Source organism: Rhizobium sp. 01T437 (genome assembly GCF_056398505.1).
In genome coordinates this window covers 176,011-193,302 of record NZ_JBFTPM010000006.1, presented here as the reverse complement: position 1 = coordinate 193,302, position 17,292 = coordinate 176,011, and the positions used below count along the sequence as shown (strand labels likewise).

General features: G+C 60.5%; 18 protein-coding genes. 13 read left to right on the top strand and 5 right to left on the bottom strand.

Going from position 1 to position 17,292, the window contains the following annotated elements; genetic code table 11:
- Positions 1 to 206: 206 nt before the first annotated feature.
- The 3 genes from AC1DM5_RS13965 to AC1DM5_RS13955 all read left to right on the top strand — a co-directional run bounded on the left by AC1DM5_RS13965 (position 207) and on the right by AC1DM5_RS13955 (position 3,938).
- Positions 207 to 1,484: an alpha/beta hydrolase gene (locus tag AC1DM5_RS13965; protein ID WP_477819047.1), complete on the top strand. Its 1,278-nt coding sequence runs from the start codon at positions 207 to 209 to the stop codon at positions 1,482 to 1,484.
- A 76-nt stretch (positions 1,485 to 1,560) separates the two neighbouring features.
- The gene (locus AC1DM5_RS13960; protein WP_477975138.1) at positions 1,561 to 2,811 is read left to right on the top strand and encodes an NAD(P)/FAD-dependent oxidoreductase; all 1,251 of its coding nucleotides are present in this window, start codon (positions 1,561 to 1,563) and stop codon (positions 2,809 to 2,811) included.
- Between the two features lie 89 nt (positions 2,812 to 2,900).
- On the top strand, positions 2,901 to 3,938 hold the full coding sequence (locus AC1DM5_RS13955) for a 4-hydroxyproline epimerase (RefSeq protein WP_477819045.1): 1,038 nt from the start codon (positions 2,901 to 2,903) through the stop codon (positions 3,936 to 3,938).
- 58 nt (positions 3,939 to 3,996) lie between these two features.
- Here the strand turns inward: AC1DM5_RS13955 and AC1DM5_RS13950 are convergent, their stop codons facing one another.
- Positions 3,997 to 4,473, bottom strand: a complete 477-nt coding sequence (locus AC1DM5_RS13950) for an RbsD/FucU family protein (RefSeq protein ID WP_477819044.1) — start codon at positions 4,471 to 4,473, stop codon at positions 3,997 to 3,999.
- Positions 4,457 to 5,704, bottom strand: a complete 1,248-nt coding sequence (locus AC1DM5_RS13945) for an ROK family transcriptional regulator (protein WP_477819043.1) — start codon at positions 5,702 to 5,704, stop codon at positions 4,457 to 4,459. The genes AC1DM5_RS13950 and AC1DM5_RS13945 overlap by 17 nt, the downstream gene beginning before the upstream one ends.
- 235 nt (positions 5,705 to 5,939) lie before the next feature.
- Here AC1DM5_RS13945 and AC1DM5_RS13940 point away from each other — a divergent pair, with 235 nt between their 5' ends.
- The 7 genes from AC1DM5_RS13940 (at position 5,940) to AC1DM5_RS13910 (ending at position 12,780) form a co-directional block, all read left to right on the top strand.
- The gene (locus tag AC1DM5_RS13940) at positions 5,940 to 6,959 is read left to right on the top strand and encodes a substrate-binding domain-containing protein (RefSeq protein ID WP_477819163.1); all 1,020 of its coding nucleotides are present in this window, start codon (positions 5,940 to 5,942) and stop codon (positions 6,957 to 6,959) included.
- 158 nt (positions 6,960 to 7,117) lie between these two features.
- Positions 7,118 to 8,182, top strand: a complete 1,065-nt coding sequence (locus AC1DM5_RS13935) for an ABC transporter permease (RefSeq protein WP_477975136.1) — start codon at positions 7,118 to 7,120, stop codon at positions 8,180 to 8,182.
- Between the two features lie 2 nt (positions 8,183 to 8,184).
- Complete coding sequence (locus tag AC1DM5_RS13930; RefSeq protein ID WP_477819041.1) at positions 8,185 to 8,967, top strand: ATP-binding cassette domain-containing protein; 783 nt, start codon at positions 8,185 to 8,187, stop codon at positions 8,965 to 8,967.
- The gene (locus AC1DM5_RS13925; protein ID WP_477819040.1) at positions 8,964 to 9,596 is read left to right on the top strand and encodes a nucleoside triphosphate hydrolase; all 633 of its coding nucleotides are present in this window, start codon (positions 8,964 to 8,966) and stop codon (positions 9,594 to 9,596) included. The genes AC1DM5_RS13930 and AC1DM5_RS13925 overlap by 4 nt, the downstream gene beginning before the upstream one ends.
- Positions 9,597 to 9,660: 64 nt before the next feature.
- Entirely contained in the window at positions 9,661 to 10,701 is a 1,041-nt protein-coding gene (pyrC, locus tag AC1DM5_RS13920; RefSeq protein WP_477819039.1) for a dihydroorotase, read from the top strand.
- A gap of 176 nt (positions 10,702 to 10,877) precedes the next feature.
- The gene (locus tag AC1DM5_RS13915; RefSeq protein WP_477975134.1) at positions 10,878 to 12,056 is read left to right on the top strand and encodes a GGDEF domain-containing protein; all 1,179 of its coding nucleotides are present in this window, start codon (positions 10,878 to 10,880) and stop codon (positions 12,054 to 12,056) included.
- Between the two features lie 187 nt (positions 12,057 to 12,243).
- On the top strand, positions 12,244 to 12,780 hold the full coding sequence (locus tag AC1DM5_RS13910; protein ID WP_477819037.1) for a glyoxalase superfamily protein: 537 nt from the start codon (positions 12,244 to 12,246) through the stop codon (positions 12,778 to 12,780).
- Between the two features lie 86 nt (positions 12,781 to 12,866).
- Here the strand turns inward: AC1DM5_RS13910 and AC1DM5_RS13905 are convergent, their stop codons facing one another.
- Together AC1DM5_RS13905 and AC1DM5_RS13900 are read right to left on the bottom strand one after the other, a co-directional pair.
- Positions 12,867 to 13,349, bottom strand: a complete 483-nt coding sequence (locus AC1DM5_RS13905) for an anthrone oxygenase family protein (RefSeq protein WP_477819036.1) — start codon at positions 13,347 to 13,349, stop codon at positions 12,867 to 12,869.
- A gap of 2 nt (positions 13,350 to 13,351) precedes the next feature.
- Positions 13,352 to 14,176: an SDR family oxidoreductase gene (locus tag AC1DM5_RS13900; RefSeq protein ID WP_477819035.1), complete on the bottom strand. Its 825-nt coding sequence runs from the start codon at positions 14,174 to 14,176 to the stop codon at positions 13,352 to 13,354.
- Between the two features lie 100 nt (positions 14,177 to 14,276).
- On the opposite strand from AC1DM5_RS13900, the gene AC1DM5_RS13895 reads away from it, so the two are divergent.
- The 3 genes from AC1DM5_RS13895 to AC1DM5_RS13885 all read left to right on the top strand — a co-directional run bounded on the left by AC1DM5_RS13895 (position 14,277) and on the right by AC1DM5_RS13885 (position 16,690).
- Positions 14,277 to 14,930, top strand: a complete 654-nt coding sequence (locus AC1DM5_RS13895; RefSeq protein ID WP_477819034.1) for a TetR/AcrR family transcriptional regulator — start codon at positions 14,277 to 14,279, stop codon at positions 14,928 to 14,930.
- 75 nt (positions 14,931 to 15,005) lie between these two features.
- Complete coding sequence (locus AC1DM5_RS13890) at positions 15,006 to 15,701, top strand: orotate phosphoribosyltransferase (RefSeq protein WP_477819033.1); 696 nt, start codon at positions 15,006 to 15,008, stop codon at positions 15,699 to 15,701.
- Between the two features lie 62 nt (positions 15,702 to 15,763).
- Positions 15,764 to 16,690, top strand: coding sequence for a carbohydrate kinase family protein (locus AC1DM5_RS13885; RefSeq protein WP_477975132.1), 927 nt, complete (start codon positions 15,764 to 15,766; stop codon positions 16,688 to 16,690).
- 114 nt (positions 16,691 to 16,804) lie between these two features.
- Here the strand turns inward: AC1DM5_RS13885 and AC1DM5_RS13880 are convergent, their stop codons facing one another.
- Complete coding sequence (locus AC1DM5_RS13880) at positions 16,805 to 17,170, bottom strand: metalloregulator ArsR/SmtB family transcription factor (protein WP_477819031.1); 366 nt, start codon at positions 17,168 to 17,170, stop codon at positions 16,805 to 16,807.
- Between the last annotated feature and the right edge of the window lie 122 nt (positions 17,171 to 17,292).

Here is a 17,292-nt window from a genome sequence, read left to right as displayed (position 1 = left end):
CTGACAACACTCCTCCTCCCAGTTGTCAGTCAGGATCAAGAGCCCGATGCACCTCCTCCCGCGTCGGGCTCTTTTCTATTCCGGATTATCTCTCTCCCAAACCTTCGTAAAATTGACTCCGCCCTTGGCCTCGGACTATCTGGAGGCGCGCGGGCAAGCGCATGTCGGTGGCTTGGCGCGATGACGCCTGAACCTGCGGAGATGTCATGATCGGCAGATGCGGCGTTTCGTGCAAAGCTCTCGCAGCCCTGCTCGTCTTGTGCCTTGGTCTTGTTTCCTGCGGGCGGCCGATCGGTGTCATGCAGGCGGCCGGCACGGTTCCACCGGGTACGTCGCGCGTCGACTTGCTGGTGGCGACCACGCGTGCTGCTGATGAAAATCCCGCCGTTCTCTTCTCCGGTGAGCGTGGCACCGGGTTGATGGTCGATGCCGTCGATATCTCCATTCCGCCGGACGCCAATCGCAAGGTCGGGCAGGTGCAATGGCCCCGCCGTCTGCCAGGCGATCCTCTCAAGGATTTCGTCACTGTCGCTGTCGATCCGCTCAATGGAGAGAAGGCGGGCGAGAACTGGTTGAGAACGCATATGCCGAAGAGCAAGCGCGTCCTCATCTTCGTTCATGGCTTCAACAACCGCTACGAGGACGCGGTCTATCGTTTCGCGCAGATCGTCCATGACTCGCGTGCCGACGTTGCGCCCGTCGTTTTCACCTGGCCGTCGCGCGCCAGCATCTTCGACTACAACTACGACAAGGAAAGCACCAACTATTCGCGCGATGCGCTGGAAGAGCTGCTGCGGCGCACGGCCAACAATCCGGCCGTCGGCGACATCACCGTCATGGCCCACTCCATGGGCACGTGGCTGACGGTCGAGGCTCTGCGCCAGATGGCGATCCGCGACGGCCACGTCGCCTCCAAGATCAACAATGTCATTCTTGCCTCACCGGATCTCGATGTCGACGTGTTCGGCCGCCAGTTTATGAGCCTCGGTAAGGACAAGCCGCATTTCACCATCTTCGTATCCCAGGATGATCGGGCGCTGGCGCTTTCGCGCCGCATCTCCGGCAATGTCGATCGCCTCGGCCAGATCGATCCTTCCGCCGAGCCCTATCGCAGCAAGCTGGAAGCGGCCGGTATCACCGTGCTTGACCTTACCAAGCTGAAGACCGGCGATCGCCTGAACCACGGCAAGTTCGCCGAAAGCCCTGAAGTGGTGAAGCTTATCGGCGACCGGCTGATTGCCGGTCAGACCATCACCGATTCTGAAGTCGGGCTCGGCGAAGCGGTCGGCGCGGTCGCCATGGGTGCTGCCCAGACGGCGGGCAGCGCAGTCAGCCTTGCAGTCAGCACGCCAATCGCCATTTTCGATCCCCGCACCCGCCGCAACTATGACGATCAGGTGCGCCGTCTCGGCCAGTCAATGAACAATACTGTGGGTTCCGTGGGCGATAGCGTCGGCGCCGGACTGCCGGAAGATGCTCAGTAAAAAATCATAGGCATTCGCTTCGTTGTGATATATCACATCTCCAACGGCATCGACTCTGCCGTGCGGTGGACAAGACATGGCGAATGAAACGAATAGGACGGTAGCCGTCGTTGGCGCCGGTGTGATCGGCGCTTCGATTGCTTTCGAACTGCAGCGGCGCGGCTTTCAAGTAACGCTGATCGACAAGGGGGAGCCGGGCAGGGGAACCTCCTACGGCAATATGGCGAGCATCGCGCTCGACTTTGCAGCCGGTTCCGGTCCCTCGACCTGGAAGAAGCTGCCGCGCTGGCTGATCGATCCGGAAGGCCCGGTCTGGCTGCGGCCAGGCTATGCGCCGAAAATCCTGCCCTGGTTCCTGCGCTTCCTCGCTGCCGGCCGGCCTTCTCGTCTCAGGGAGATCGAGGATGCGGGCATGAGCCTCTCCAAGATCGCTCTCGGCGATATCAGCACCATGCTCGATGCCATCGGGGCGCCCGAACTGATGACCGAAGAGGGTTGCCTTGCGATCTACGAGACTGAGGCCGAATTCGATGCGGACCGTAGCCATCTCGAACTGATGCGGCGCTACGGCCTCGAATTCGAAGTGCTGAGCAACGGCGCGATCCAGTATTACGAGCCGACTCTGTCGCCGAAAGTCGCCAAAGCTGTGCTGATGCCGGACAACAAGTCGATCCGCGATCCCTATAAGCTTGTCGTAAAACTCGCCGATGCCGCAAAGGCCGCGGGCGCCAACTTCGTATCCGGTCAGGTAAAAAGTGTCGAACGCAAGAGTGATGGCAAGACTGCTGTCCTTCTCGAAAACGGCAACCGCATCGAAGCCGAAAAGGTCATCCTGGCAGCCGGCGTCCACACGCGCTTCCTGGCAGAAAGCCTCGGCGAGCCGATCCCGCTTGAAACCGAGCGTGGTTATCACACGCAGATCATGCAGCCCGGCATTTCCATGCGCTATTCGGTCATCTGGCCGCATCGCGCCTTTATGGTCACGCCGACGGCGGGCGGCATCCGTGTCGGCGGCAATGTCGAGCTCGCCGGACTGACGGCCGCCCCCGATTTCCGCCGCCCGCGCGTGCTCGTGCGCCATGCGCAGCGCATCCTGCCCGATCTAAAGGTTCAGGATACCAGCGAATGGATGGGGCACCGCCCGGCGCTGCCGGATACGATCCCGATCATCTCGCCCTCGTCGAAAATGCCTGGCGTCTTTTATGCCACCGGCCACGGCCATCTCGGCCTGACCTATTCGGCAACGACAGCTCGGCTGATCGCGGATATGGTGGCAGGTGTCAAAACATCAGTTGATATCAAGCCATTCCGCATCAACAGGTACTAGGACTGGTCATGGCCGGAACCTTCGTCACCCGCAAAAATATCCGCGTCGATGGCGGCATCGCGCGTCACGTCTGATTTGGAGTTTGAAAGATGAGATGGAAGCGTACGATCCAGCTTCTGGATGTTCACGCCGAAGGTGAAATCGGCAAGGTCGCCATCGGTGGCGTGCCGAAAATTCCAGGCGAGACGGTCGCCGCCCAGCTTCACTGGCTGAACACCGACCCCAAGGGGCAGGAGCTTCGTCGCTTCCTCTGCCTCGAGCCGCGGGGTGCACCGATCGGCTCGGTCAACCTGTTGCTGCCGCCGAAGCATCCGGACGCGGATGCGGCCTTCATCATCCTGCAGCCTGATCAGGCGCATGCGAGCTCCGGCTCGAACTCCATCTGCGTGACCACCGCTCTCCTGGAATCCGGCATCGTCGAGATGAAAGAGCCGGAAACCATCGTCACGCTTGAGACCGCAGCCGGCCTGGTCAAGGCGACGGCCACTTGCCGCGACGGTCGCTGCGAGAAGGTGAAACTCACCATGGTGCCGTCCTTCGTCCACGAGCTTGATGTCGAGATCGACACACCGCATTGGGGAAAGATCACGGCCGACATCTGCTATGGCGGCATCTTCTACGCGTTGGTCGATGTCGGCCAGATCAACCTGACGATCGAGAAGGCCAATGCCGCAGCACTGGTGCAGGCCGGCATGATCCTCAAAGATCTGATCAACCGCAATATCCACGTTGTGCATCCGGAAATCCCGGCAATCTCAGGCGTGGCCTATGTGATGTTCCGCGATATCGAGGCTGATGGCACGGTGCGCACCTGCACCACGATGTGGCCGGGCCGCGCCGACCGTTCGCCCTGCGGCACAGGCAATTCGGCCAATCTCGCGACCCTCTACGCCCGCGGAAAGGCCAAGGTCGGCGACGTCTTCAARTCGAAGTCGATCATCGGTTCGGAATTCGAGGTCGGCCTGCAGGGGGTGACGGAAGTCGCCGGTAAACCGGCCGTCATCCCGACGATCACCGGCCGCGGCTTCACCTTCGGCCTGTCGCAGGTCGCACTCGACCCCTTCGATCCGCATCCCCTCGGCTTTGCCCTGACGGATGTCTGGGGGCCGTCGGCCGGCGAGATCTAGAGCAATTCCAGCAAAAGCGCGCAGCGGTTTTGCATCTGGAATTGCTCTACGGCAGACCTCAATAGACGAAGGGATCGACTTCGGCCTTGACGGGGTCGTCAGCAGCCGAGGGATAGATTACGCCCTTGCGCAGGATGATATTGGCATAGAGCCGCGGCTCACTGGTCTGGATGACTGCATGGGCCGCGCGCACGCGGCCATAGAAATCCTGCCCGACGAGTGGAACGACCTGACGCTCCGGCTCATGCCTGGCGCAGCAGGCGATCATTTCCTCATGGACGGGGTCGAGCTTGTCGCGTTCGGTCTTCACCGTTGAGCGGAAGATTGCTTCTGCCACGAAGTCGTCGATCGGCAGCACGCTCAAAACGGCATCAAGAACCGGAATGAGATGATGTCCGTCGAGCCGGATCAGCCGCCGCGCATGCTCGATGCCGGGATAATTGCCATCGACGATGGCGATTTCATCGCCATGGCCCATGCCCCGCAATGTCGCGAGCAGGTCCGGGCTCAGCAGCGGGTCAAGCCCTTTCAGCATTGTCGATCTCCTTGAAAAGCACATTCTGGTCGGTGAGATAACGCGCAAAGATCGGCAGGCTGGCGCCGCCGATGGCACGCGCCTGTGCGCCGACCACGCCTTCGACGATATCGGGCATGACGACCCCCTGCAGATCGAGCTTTTCAGCTTCGTAGATCGTCGCATGCACGATGCGCCGGCGCACCCAGTCGGGAAAGCCGCCATCGATGACGGCGGCACTGAAATCGATGATCGAGGCCGCGGCCACGATCGCCTGTGCCAGCGCCTTGGCCGTATCCTGGATCCAGGCCTCCATCGGTTCGCCGAAATCAATCCAGTCGTCGGCCGAATACCAGAGCGGCTGCGGGTCGATGCCCCGCTCGCGCAGCATGTTTTCCAGCACGAAGATCGAGGCGATCTCCAGAAGCTGCAGTGTCTCGCCGTTCTTGCCGCGCACCGGCAGCGGGCCGATGGCTCCTGCCGTTCCCGTCTTGCCGGAAAAAATCGACGAATTCAAAACGATCCCGCCACCGATGAAGGAGCCGATGAAGAAATAGACGAAATCCGGATAGGACGGACCGATGCCGAACACCAGTTCCGCACCGCAGGCGCTGGTCGCGTCGTTCTGCAGGAACACCTGGTAGGATACCTGCGTGGCGATTTCCGACTGCAGGTCGAAATCGCGCCAGACCTCCATCGCGCCCTCGGGTGCGCCCACCTCATCGGCCCAGTTCCAGAGCTCGAAGGGGGCCGCGATGCCGAGGCCGGCGATGCGGCTGCGCTCGCGCTCGTCCAGCTTGCCTTCCAGCTCCTTGATCCCATGGGTCACGAAAGACAGGATCTCGTCGGGCAGGGGATAGGCATAGATTCTGTGCAGCTGCAGCCGAATTCTGCCGACGAAATCCATCAATACGAGGTCGGCGCTCCGCCGGCCGATCTTCACGCCGAAGGAATAGACGGCATCCGGATTGAGCCGCATGGGTATGGACGGCTGGCCGACGCGACCGCGGATGGGCTCGCCACGCGAAAGCAGCCCTTCCTTCTCCAGCACCCGCATGATGACGGAGACGGTCTGGGCAGACAGCCCGCTACGACGTGCGATATCGGCCTTCGACAGGGCACCGTAGAGGCGCACCAGCGACAGCACGAGCCGTTCGTTATAGGCGCGCACCCTGATCTGGTTCGCGCCTCCGGACGGATTCAGAATTGGCGGTGGGGCCGGCATGGAATCCGGACCATCCAAGGACGACATTGGCCACTCCTCCCGATTAACGGCCTATGCCCGATTTCCCGCCAGCATGCCACATCGAATTAATAATTCAATTGGATTTATTTATTGACAAGCAGTTTTCTTTCGCTCTTAATTACCAGCGTCAAGGGCACGGGACGGCTTTTGGAGGGGGCTGATGTCACATTCCGCAAGTCTCGCCGTGCATGAATTCCGGCACCGCCTTGGGGGTGGGCCGGCTAATCTCTGGGAGGAGTTCATGAAGAAATCAGTTCTCGCTTTCGGCGCTCTCGCGCTCGGCGTCGCCTTTTCCGCTCCGGCGATGGCGGCAGATGTTTCTGCATGCCTGATTACCAAGACCGACACCAACCCCTTCTTCGTGAAGATGAAGGAAGGTGCTACGGCCAAGGCCAAGGAACTCGGCGTTTCGCTGAAGTCCTATGCCGGCAAGATCGATGGCGACAGCGAAAGCCAGGTCGCAGCGATCGAAAGCTGCATTGCCGACGGCGCAAAGGGCATCCTGCTCACCGCTTCCGACACCAAGGGCATCGTCTCTTCGGTTAAGAAAGCGCGTGATGCCGGTCTGCTGGTCATCGCGCTCGACACACCGCTAGAGCCGGCCGATGCTGCCGACGCCACCTTCGCCACCGACAACCTGCTCGCTGGCAAGCTGATCGGCCAGTGGGCCAAGGAAACGCTCGGCGCCAAGGCCAAGGACGCCAAGGTCGGCTTCCTCGACTTGACGCCGTCGCAGCCGACGGTCGACGTTCTGCGCGACCAGGGCTTCATGATCGGCTTCGGCATCGACCCGAAGAACCCGAACAAGATCGGCGATGAAGATGACAAGCGCATCGTCGGCCATGACGTGACGAACGGCAACGAGGAAGGCGGCCGCAAGGCCATGGAAAACCTTCTGCAGAAGGATCCTGGCATCAACGTCATCCACACGATCAACGAACCGGCTGCAGTCGGTGCCTATCAGGCGCTGAAGGCCGTCGGTATGGAAAAGAACGTGCTGATCGTATCGGTCGACGGCGGTTGCCCGGGTGTCAAGTCGGTCAAGGAAGGCGTCATCGGCGCTACCTCGCAGCAGTATCCGCTGCTGATGGCGTCGCTCGGTATCGAGGCGATCAAGAAGTTCGCCGACAGCGGCGCAAAGCCGAAGCCGACCGAAGGCAAGTCCTTCTTCGACACCGGCGTTTCGCTCGTCACCGACAAGCCGGTCTCCGGCGTCAAGTCGATCGACACCAAGGAAGGCACGGCCAAGTGCTGGGGCTAAGCCCTGCCTGAATAAGTGTGAGAAGTGGCCGGGGCTTGATCCCCGGCCGTTTTGGGCGGACCATATGCCGTCGCCCGACAAACCGTCTGAACAAAGACCGGAAAACGATCGGCGACGGCTTTCGCGTGAGTTCGGCGCGCGGCTGCGGAGGAGGAACAATGACCGGAGCACAGGAATTTGAACGCGTCCTCGACGAAAGCGACAAGAGCGTCGCCTCGTTCGAGCACGAAAGTGTCTCGCTGATAAAGCGCGCGCAGCATTTTCTGCACTCGACGCCGGCCGCCGTGCCGCTGATCGTGTTGATATTGTCGATCGTGATCTTCGGATTGGCGATCGGCGGACGTTTCTTCTCGTCCTATACGCTGACGCTGATCCTGCAGCAGATCGCCATCGTCGGTATTCTCGGCGCCGGCCAGACGCTGGTTATCCTGACCGCCGGCATCGATCTTTCGATCGGCGTCATCATGGTCATCTCGGCCGTCATCATGGGCAATGTCGCCATCACCTATGGCATACCGACACCGATCGCGGTCGTAGCCGGCCTCGTCGTCGGTGGTCTCTGCGGATTGCTGAACGGTTTCCTCGTCGCCTTCATGAAGCTGCCGCCGTTCATCGTGACACTCGGCACCTGGAACATCGTCATGGCGACGAATTTCATCTATTCCGCCAATGAGACGATCCGCGATACCGATGTCGATGAGCAGGCGCCTCTGCTCCATCTCTTCGCCACAAGCTTCAAGCTTGGCAGCGCAGTGCTAACCCTCGGCGTGATCGCCATGGTGCTGCTCGTCGTGCTGCTCTGGTATGTCCTCAATCACACCGCCTGGGGCCGGCATGTCTATGCCGTCGGCGATGATCCGGAAGCTGCCAAGCTCTCCGGCATCCAGACCAAGAAGGTGCTGCTGACCGTCTACACTATATCCGGTGTCATCGCTGCCTTCGCCGCCTGGGTCTCGATCGGCCGCAACGGCTCGATTTCTCCGTCTTCGGCCGTCACGGACTATAACCTCCAGGCAATCACCGCGACTGTTATCGGCGGCATCTCGCTGTTCGGCGGCCGTGGCTCCATTCTTGGCACGCTCTTCGGCACCATGATCGTCGGCGTCGTGTCGATGGGTCTCAACATGCTCGGCGCCGACCCACAATGGAAAGTCCTGCTGACAGGCGTGCTGATCATTGCCGCCGTCGCTATCGATCAGTGGATCAGAAAGGTTTCGGTGTAATCATGGCTGGCGAACCCATTCTCACTGCCCGGGGCCTCGTCAAGCGTTACGGACGTGTGACGGCGCTCGACAATGCCGATTTCGACCTCTATCCGGGTGAAATCCTTGCCGTCATCGGCGATAACGGCGCCGGCAAATCCTCGCTCATCAAGGCGATATCGGGCGCAATCACGCCCGATGACGGAGTGATCACCCTGGAAGGCCAGCAGATACAGTTCAGATCGCCGATGGAAGCGCGCGAAGCTGGCATCGAAACCGTCTATCAGAACCTCGCCCTTTCGCCGGCGCTGTCGATCGCCGACAACATGTTCCTCGGCCGCGAGATCCGCAAACCAGGTGTGCTCGGCTCCTGGTTTCGCATGCTCGACCGGCCGACGATGGAAAGAAAGGCACGCACCAAGCTGTCCGAACTCGGCCTGATGACCATCCAGAATATCAACCAGGCGGTGGAAACGCTCTCCGGCGGCCAGCGTCAGGGCGTGGCCGTTGCCCGTGCGGCCGCCTTCGGCTCAAAGGTCATCATCATGGACGAGCCGACTGCCGCTCTCGGCGTCAAGGAAAGCCGCCGAGTGCTGGAACTCATCCTCGACGTGCGCGCCCGTGGCATTCCGATCGTGCTCATCTCGCACAACATGCCGCATGTCTTCGAGGTGGCGGACCGCATCCACATCCATCGCCTTGGGCGCCGCTTGACGGTCATCAACCCCAAGGAATACACGATGTCCGATGCCGTCGCCTTCATGACCGGGGCCAAGGCGGTCCCTGCGGAGTCCGTCGCTGCATGAGTGCAAGAATAGACGAAATTGTCGGCGAGGTTCTGAACCGCGCCGGCAACACCAGGCGCTTCCTCATCGCGATCGCCGGCCCGCCTGGCGCCGGCAAATCCACCATGGCCGACAATGTCGCCAGCGCCCTGAAGGCCAAGGGCGAGAGTGCCTCGGTGCTTCCCATGGATGGCTTCCATATGGACAACGCCATTCTCATCGAGCGTGGTCTGCTGGCCCGCAAGGGCATTCCGGAAACCTTCGATGTACGCGGCTTCCTCGATATCGTCAAAGCCGTGCGCCCCGCCGATCAGGAGGTTCTCGTTCCCGTCTTCGACCGTTCGCGTGAGCTTGCCATCGCCTCTGCCCGGCCGATCGATCCCCAGGACCGCTTCATCATCATCGAGGGTAATTATCTGCTCTTCACGCAGGGCAAATGGGCCGAACTCGACGGTATCTTCGATTACACGATCATGCTTGCCCCGCCGATGGAGGTTCTGGAAGAGCGCCTCTGGGATCGCTGGCGCGGCTACAAGCTGACCGAGGAAGAAGCAAGCGCCAAAGTCTATGGCAACGACCTGCCGAACGGTCGCCTCATCCTCGAAAATCGCCGGCCTGCAGACATCACATTGGAAATCGCGCTGGCCTGAACAGTTGTTTCCGCACCGGTGTTGATGCTATCGAGGCGAAACCCGCATCGCTTCGGAGGCTCCCATGCAATCGATCACAATCCGCCGTCCTGACGACTGGCATCTGCATCTGCGCGACGGCGCCATGCTGGAAGGTGTGATCGGGGATACGAGCAGCACCTTTGCGCGCGCCATCATCATGCCAAACCTGGTGCCGCCCGTCGTCACGACATCTGATGCGACCGCCTATCGCGAGCGCATCATGAAGGCGCTTCCGGCTGGCCATCGTTTCCAGCCGCTGATGACGCTCTATCTCACCGAGAATACGAGCCCCGACGACGTGGAAGAGGGAAAGAAGAGCGGCCTCATCACCGCCGTGAAGCTTTATCCGGCCGGCGCCACGACGAATTCACACGGTGGCGTGCGCGACATGGAAAAGGCCATGCCGGTGCTGGAGCGCATGGCCAAGATCGGCCTGCCGCTCTGCGTCCACGGCGAGGTGACGACACCTGACGTCGATATCTTCGATCGTGAAGCCGTCTTCATCGAGACGGTGCTCGACCCGCTGCGCAAGCGCTTGCCTGAGCTGAAGGTGACCATGGAACATGTCACGACATCAGATGGCATCGACTACATCAAGTCGGCCAAGGCCAATCTCGCCGGCTCCATCACGACCCATCACCTGATCATCAACCGCAACGCCATCCTCGTCGGTGGCATTCGCCCGCATTATTACTGCCTGCCCGTCGCGAAACGCGAGAACCACAGGCTCGCGTTGCGGGCCGCGGCGACGAGCGGCGATATCAGGTTCTTCCTCGGCACGGATTCCGCGCCCCATGTCGACCCACTCAAGGAATGCGCCTGCGGCTGCGCGGGGATCTATACCTCGATCAATACGATGAGCTGCCTTGCCCATGTGTTCGAGCAGGATAGTGCGCTCGACAAGCTGGAGGCCTTTGCCTCCCTGAATGGCCCGGCCTGGTATGGGCTGGCGCCCAATGAGGAGCGCATCACGCTGGAGCGCCAGGCCGAACCCGTAGTCTTCCCCTCCAGGATTGAGACCGGCGCCGGGCCGGTTACCGTCTTCGATCCGATGTTTGCACTGTATTGGCAGATCAAAGCCTGAGAAAAGACGTTGCGGGCTTAAATATTATTCTTCTTATAGTTGCTGCCGAATGTTGAGTTTGTAACGCTCGGCTGCGAAATCCATGTTTTTAACGGAATGCGTAAGACATTCGTCAGCAATGACGAGATAGATTTCAGAACGTTATCGGCGCGGCAGGAGCCGCGGAGATTTAAAGCATGATGCTTGACTATAATTCATTGCTTCTGGCGCTTGGCGTGTCAGCAACCTGCCTTGCCGTGACGCTCACGGGAAGTTGGCTCGCGCGCCGGGCCGAAACCTTTCTTCTCACCGGCGCATTCGGCCTCGTTCTCGTCGTCGCCGGCATTTTCGCCTATGCCTTCTATGTGGAGCAGCCCGGGCGCCTGCTTGGTGCCGGCAATTTCGTGCTGTTTCACGCGGGTTTCGCGACCATCTGGGGCGCTGGCTATCAGTTCCGCACCGGCAGGCTCCCGATACCAGGCATCGTCGTCCGTGCACTTGTCGCCATGGCCACATCCGTTCCGCCGATGATCGCCGGGCTGGATGGTCTGGCCTTCATGGCCGATAATCTCGCCATTGCCTTCCTGCTCTTCACCACCGCCTGGCAATATTGGCTCGACCGCGCCGAGGCACCTGCGCCAATATCAGGCATTACCGCCCTCTATACATTGACGGCGATTTCCTTCGTTCTCTGTGCCGCCGTGTTGATCTGGGATGGCAAGCTGGTGCTGGGCGCCGCACCCAGCAATTGGGCGGAAGACCTGAGCCTTGCCATATGCATTGCCGGCATGACCGGCATCGGCGCCCTGTCGCTGGCGCTGCATCAATGGCGGCTTGCCGCCCGTCACCGCATGGATGCGATCACCGATCCGCTGACCGGCTTGCTGAACCGCCGCGCTCTGTTCGATCAATATGGCGTCCGCACCATGGGCGTTTCGACCGCCGTCATCGTCTTCGACATCGATCATTTCAAATCGGTCAACGACCGCTATGGTCATGCGGCCGGTGATCATGTCCTGAAGGTCTTTGCCGGCGAACTCTCGGCCAATTGCCGTAGCGGCGATACGGCCGCCCGCCTCGGCGGTGAGGAATTCGCGCTGGTGCTGAAGGAAATCATGCCCGGCCGCGCCGAGCTTGCCGGCGAGCGCATCCGCAAGGCTTTCGAGGAGCGCGACATCTATATCGAGGACGAAGTGCTGAAATGCACCGTCAGCGTGGGGGTCGCGCCCGGTCGCTCCAAGCCGCTGGATTTCGATGCCATGCTGAACGAGGCGGACAAGGCGCTCTATGCCGCCAAACGCGCCGGCCGCAACCGCGTCGAGCTCGCCAGCCACCTTCATTCGGTGCCGGCAGGTGTTGCGCGATCGGCCTCTTGATCCCTCTCCCGACCTTTCGTAAGCTGATAGCCGGCCGGATGCAGCCAGCCGCCCCGCGATGCGCAAGCATTATGGTGAATGCGTCCAAATCCACCTTCACATCCTTGCTCTTGGCAATCGATGGCGAACGGGTCAGCAGACGCGGGCACTGATCTTCCTGTTTGCCGCTAACGGAGAAGGATGAACTATGCGCGATTTTCGCGATGCCAAGCTTATGGCAAAAAACCTGCGGCAGGCGCTTGCCGACCGCGATATTTCCCTCACCCATAGCGAAACCCTGGAGATTGTCGCCAGGCAATTCGGCTTCGACCAGTGGAATATTCTCTCCGCAAAACTGGATGAGGCGGAAGGGGCAAAGTCCGCAATCGGCATCGAGCCGCCGGTGCCGATCTTCCGCATCTTCTCGGTCGAGAAGGCGATGGAATTTTATTGCGGTTTCCTGGGCTTCACGCTGGATTGGGAGCATCGTTTCGGCGAAAACTCCCCACTCTATTGCCAGGTCTCGCGCGAGAATATGCAATTGCACCTGAGCGAACATTCCGGCGATGCCAGCCCCGGCGCGCGAGCCTTCGTTCGGGTGAGGGATGTCAGAGCCTATCAGGCAGAACTCGCCGCCAAACGCTACCGTTATATGAACCCGGGTGTCGAGGAAGCGCCCTGGGGTCTCGAAATGGGCGTCATCGATCCCTTCAACAACCGCATCACCTTCTGCCAACAGAACTGAGCAATTCCAGGAAAACTGTGCAGCGGCTCTGTGTCCGCAATTGCGTGAAAACAAAGGAAGGGCGGAGGGCATTCCCTCCGCCCTTTTCAGATCAGCATCAGCGCACGGACGAACGCGACCGAGGCCAGCAGCGAGGCGATGGTGCGCACATGGTTCCACCAGGTCCAGTCCCTGAGATAGGTCATCCAGAGCTGCACCGCTTCTGGCCCGTTGCCGCTGACTTTCGCCAGCGCATCATTCATCGGCACGTTGAAGACGATGGTCGAGAGGAAGGACGCGATGACATAGAGTGCAGCGCCGGCCAGCATCATCGAGGAGGCGCCGCCGCGCCAGTTCAGGAAAGCGAGCACTGCGATGACGACGCAGAGGATCGCCGTCGGTACGAAAAGTAGCATGAAGGGCGAGCGGACGATGGTCACGTTGATGGAATTCATCGCAGCAATGCCCTGCTCGGCCGGGATGCGCGAAAAAGCAGTCATGATGAAGGTGGAAAAGGCAAAGAAGATGCCGGCGACAAGGCCGCTGCCGATCGCGGCGGCAATGAGGGAAATGACGAGAACGATCTGCATAGTCAGGCGCTCCACAATCCGGTTGCCGCGGTCTCCCGCGCATATTGGCTGAAATCCCTTGCCGGGCGGCCGAGTATCTCTGTCACACCACCCATGACCTCAGAATTGCGCCCATCGAGCACCTGTCCGAAGAGTTCTTCCAGAAGTGCCACGATAGGCTCGGGCATTCCCACAGCGGCAAGCCCGTCCTTGAAATCCGCCATCGATACCTGTGCATATTCTATCGGACGGTCCGCGGCCGCGGCAATCTCGGCAACGGCTTCGCGGAAGGTCAGGGCGCGAGGGCCGGTCAGCTCATAGATCTTGTTGCGATGCCTGATATCGGTGAGTGCCGCCACTGCCGCATCGGCAATGTCATCGGCATCGATGAAGGGTTCCTTGATATCGCCAGCCGTCAGCTCCAGCCTGCCGGCAATGAGTGGCTCCACGAAAGCGCCCTCGCTGAAATTCTGGCAGAACCACGAGGCGCGCAGGATCGTGTAGTCGATCCCCGCTGCCTTGAGCGCTTCCTCACTCCGCTGCGCCCCTTCTTCGCCCCGGCCGGAAAGCAGCACGAGATGCTGCAACCTGCACTCCCTTGCGAGCTTTGAAAGCGCTTCGATGGCCTCTGCCGCCCAGGAGACGGAAAGGTCCGGCTGGAAGGCGACATAGGCGCTCGTTGCACCCGTGAGCGCCCCGCGCCAGGTCGCGCGATCCTCCCAGTCGAAGGCCGGTCTCGTGGAGCGGGATGCCCTGCGCACGTCAAGTCCCAGCTCTTCCAGCCTGGCTGCAATGCGTCCGCCGGTTTTCCCCGATCCGCCGATCAGAACGATTTCGGAATTCTGCATGTCGAAACTCCTCCTCAGTTTAAAACAAGAGAAACTCTCTCATTTGCAAAATGAGATAAACTCTCTTATTTTCTTTGTCAACAGTCGAGGGAAGTGGAAGATGGCGGAAGAGATGGTCGCAAAACGTAGGCGCCAGCAGGAGTCGACCGGTCAGCCACGCCGCATCCCGAGCCAGCAGCGCGGCCGCGAGCGCTTCGAAAAAATCCTGACGGTCGCCTCCGACCTCATCGAAAAGAATGGCAGTGATGCCCTGAAGATGAGCGAGATCGTTGAAAAAGCTGAGCTTTCCTTCGGCGCTCTCTATCAGTATTTCCCGGACAAAACCTCGATCATCCGCACGCTCGCTGAGCGCTTCAACGAGCAGGGCCGACAATGTGTAGCCGACGAACTGGCCAAGGTGACGGACGCCGACAATCTGCGGACGGCTCTCTGCGTCATCGCCGATGAATATTATGCCTTCTTTCGCCGCGAGCCTGTCATGCGCGATATCTGGCATGCGACCCACACGGACAAGCTCCTTCAGGAAGTCGATGCCGAAGACATGGAATTTCACGCGCAGGCCCTGCTTTCAGTGCTAAAACAGCTATGGCCGGAGCGGACCGAGACGGAGCTTCTGGCCATCGCCCGGCTGACGATGCAGCTCCTCGCCGCCGCGGTGCGATATGCGGTTTCGCTCGATGAGAAGGAGGGCGCGCAGGCAATCGCGCTCTTCAAGAAGATGCAGATTGCGGATATCGGCCGGCTGCTCGGCTGACGGCCCTCTTCCGTCTGGAAACCGGCCGCTCTTGCTGCTATTGCCGCTGGAACGTCAGCCGAAGGAGTAAGCCGCATGATCCAGACCACATTTCCCGACCGCGCCGTCATGGCAGAGCTGCTGGCAAAGATGCTCTGGGAGATCAAGGCTGTTCATTTCAACGCCGAGACGCCCTATAAATATGCCTCCGGCATCATGAGCCCCGTCTATATCGACTGCCGCAAGCTGCTCTCCTTCCCGCGCGTCCGCTCCACCGTGATGGATTTTGCCGCCAGCACCCTGCTGCGCGATGCCGGCTTTGAGCAGTTCGATTGCATCGCCGGCGGCGAGACCGCAGGCATTCCCTTTGCCGCATTGCTTGCCGATCGCCTCGGCCTGCCGATGATCTATGTCCGCAAGCAACCGAAGGGCCATGGCCGCAATGCGCAGATCGAAGGCGACATGAAGGAAGGCTCGCGCGTGCTCGTCATCGAGGATCTGACGACGGCCGGTGGCAGCATGTTCAAATTCATCGATGCCATCCGTGCCGCCGGCGGCATTGTCGATCACGGCATCGCGCTCTTCTTCTACGGCATCTTCCCGGAGGCACAGCAGCGCTTTGCCAGTGGCAAGGTCCTGCTCCATCATATCGCCACCTGGCGCGAGGTTCTCGCAATCGCCAAGCAGCAGAAGCTCTTCGACGACAAGACGCTGCAGGAAGTTGAAGCTTTCCTTGATGCGCCGCTCGCCTGGTCGGCAAGGAATGGTGGCGTAAGTGAGCTTTCGCTCTAGCCTTTTGACAAAAGCTCGCTTAATCGATTGAGAAACGCGCAAGTCCTGTTGGGAGGAATTCGATGATTTTGTGCTGCGGCGAAGCCCTGATCGACATGCTGCCGAGGGATAAGACCCTGGGCGAAAAGGGCTTTGCGCCCTATGCCGGCGGCGCGATCTTCAATACCGCGATTGCGCTCGGCCGTCTGGGTATCCCGACGGCCTTCTTCACCGGCATCGCCGATGACATGATGGGCGAAATCCTGCTCGATACGCTGAAGGCGAGCAACGTCGATTACAGCCCCTGCGCCATCACGCCGCGCCCCTCGACGATCGCCTTCGTCAAGCTCGTTAATGGTCAGGCGACCTATGCCTTCTACGATGAAGGCACGGCCGGCCGGATGATCACCACCGATGATCTGCCGACCCTTGGCGATGATTGCGAGGCCCTGCATTTCGGCGCGATCAGCCTGATCCCGAGCCCCTGCGGCGAAACCTACGAAGCATTGCTCGATCGCGAGGCCGCCAAGCGCGTCATCTCGCTCGACCCGAACATCCGCCCCGGCTTCATCAAGGACAAGCCGGCGCACATGGCCCGTATCAAGCGTATGGCCGCCAAGTCAGACATCGTAAAATTCTCCGACGAGGATCTCGAATGGTTCGGCCTGGAAGGCGATCATGATGCGCTGGCAGCCCACTGGCTGAACCACGGCGCCAAGCTCGTCGTCATCACCAAGGGTGCGGAAGGCGCGACTGGCTACACGAGCGAGCGCAAGGTCACGGTCCCGAGCGAACGCGTCACTGTGGTTGATACGGTCGGCGCCGGTGACACGTTCGATGCCGGCGTTCTCGCCTCGCTGAAGATGGATAACCTGTTGACCAAGGCGCAGGTCGCCAATCTTGACGAGCAGGCTCTGCGCAACGCCCTGGCTCTCGGCGCCAAGGCTGCCGCCGTCACCGTCTCACGCGCAGGTGCCAATCCGCCCTGGGCGAAAGAGATCGGGCTTTAAGGCCCGAGCCGCAGTCTCTCGATTCCTCTTCTCCCCGAGGCGGAGAAGAGGATATGCCTCAACGTCTCAACACCCTTTTCTCGCGCCACGCCCAGCACAGGATCTGTCCGGTGCTTAAGGCAATTCTTTCGCGCGGGCGCGCGCCTGGCTTTCCTTCTTGATCGGCCGACCGACCGGGCAGACCTCCTGCACGAAGCCATTGAGCGTGTTCACGAGATTGTTCTCGATCAGGGAATAGTGGACGAACTGGCCCTGTTTCTCTCGCCGGATCAACCCCGCGTTCTCAAGAACAGAAAGATGCTGCGAAACGGCTGGCTTGGACATGCTGAAGCGGTCGGCGATCTCGCCGGCGGTCAGGCCCGATGCCGAGAGATAGGCAAGGATCTTCCGGCGTGGCGCGCTGGAGAGCGCGTGGAATACCCGCTGGGCGGCGCTGACGGAGCCGTCTTCTACAGCATCCTCGAAAATCTCTTCGTCCAAGTCCGGTCTCCGTGCCTGCGGCGCCGTTGCATCGATCCATTAACGAATTAAGCAATTAATGTATTGCTTAATTATATCGGTTGATACAAAGTAATTAGGTAATTCCTTAATTAATGAACTGG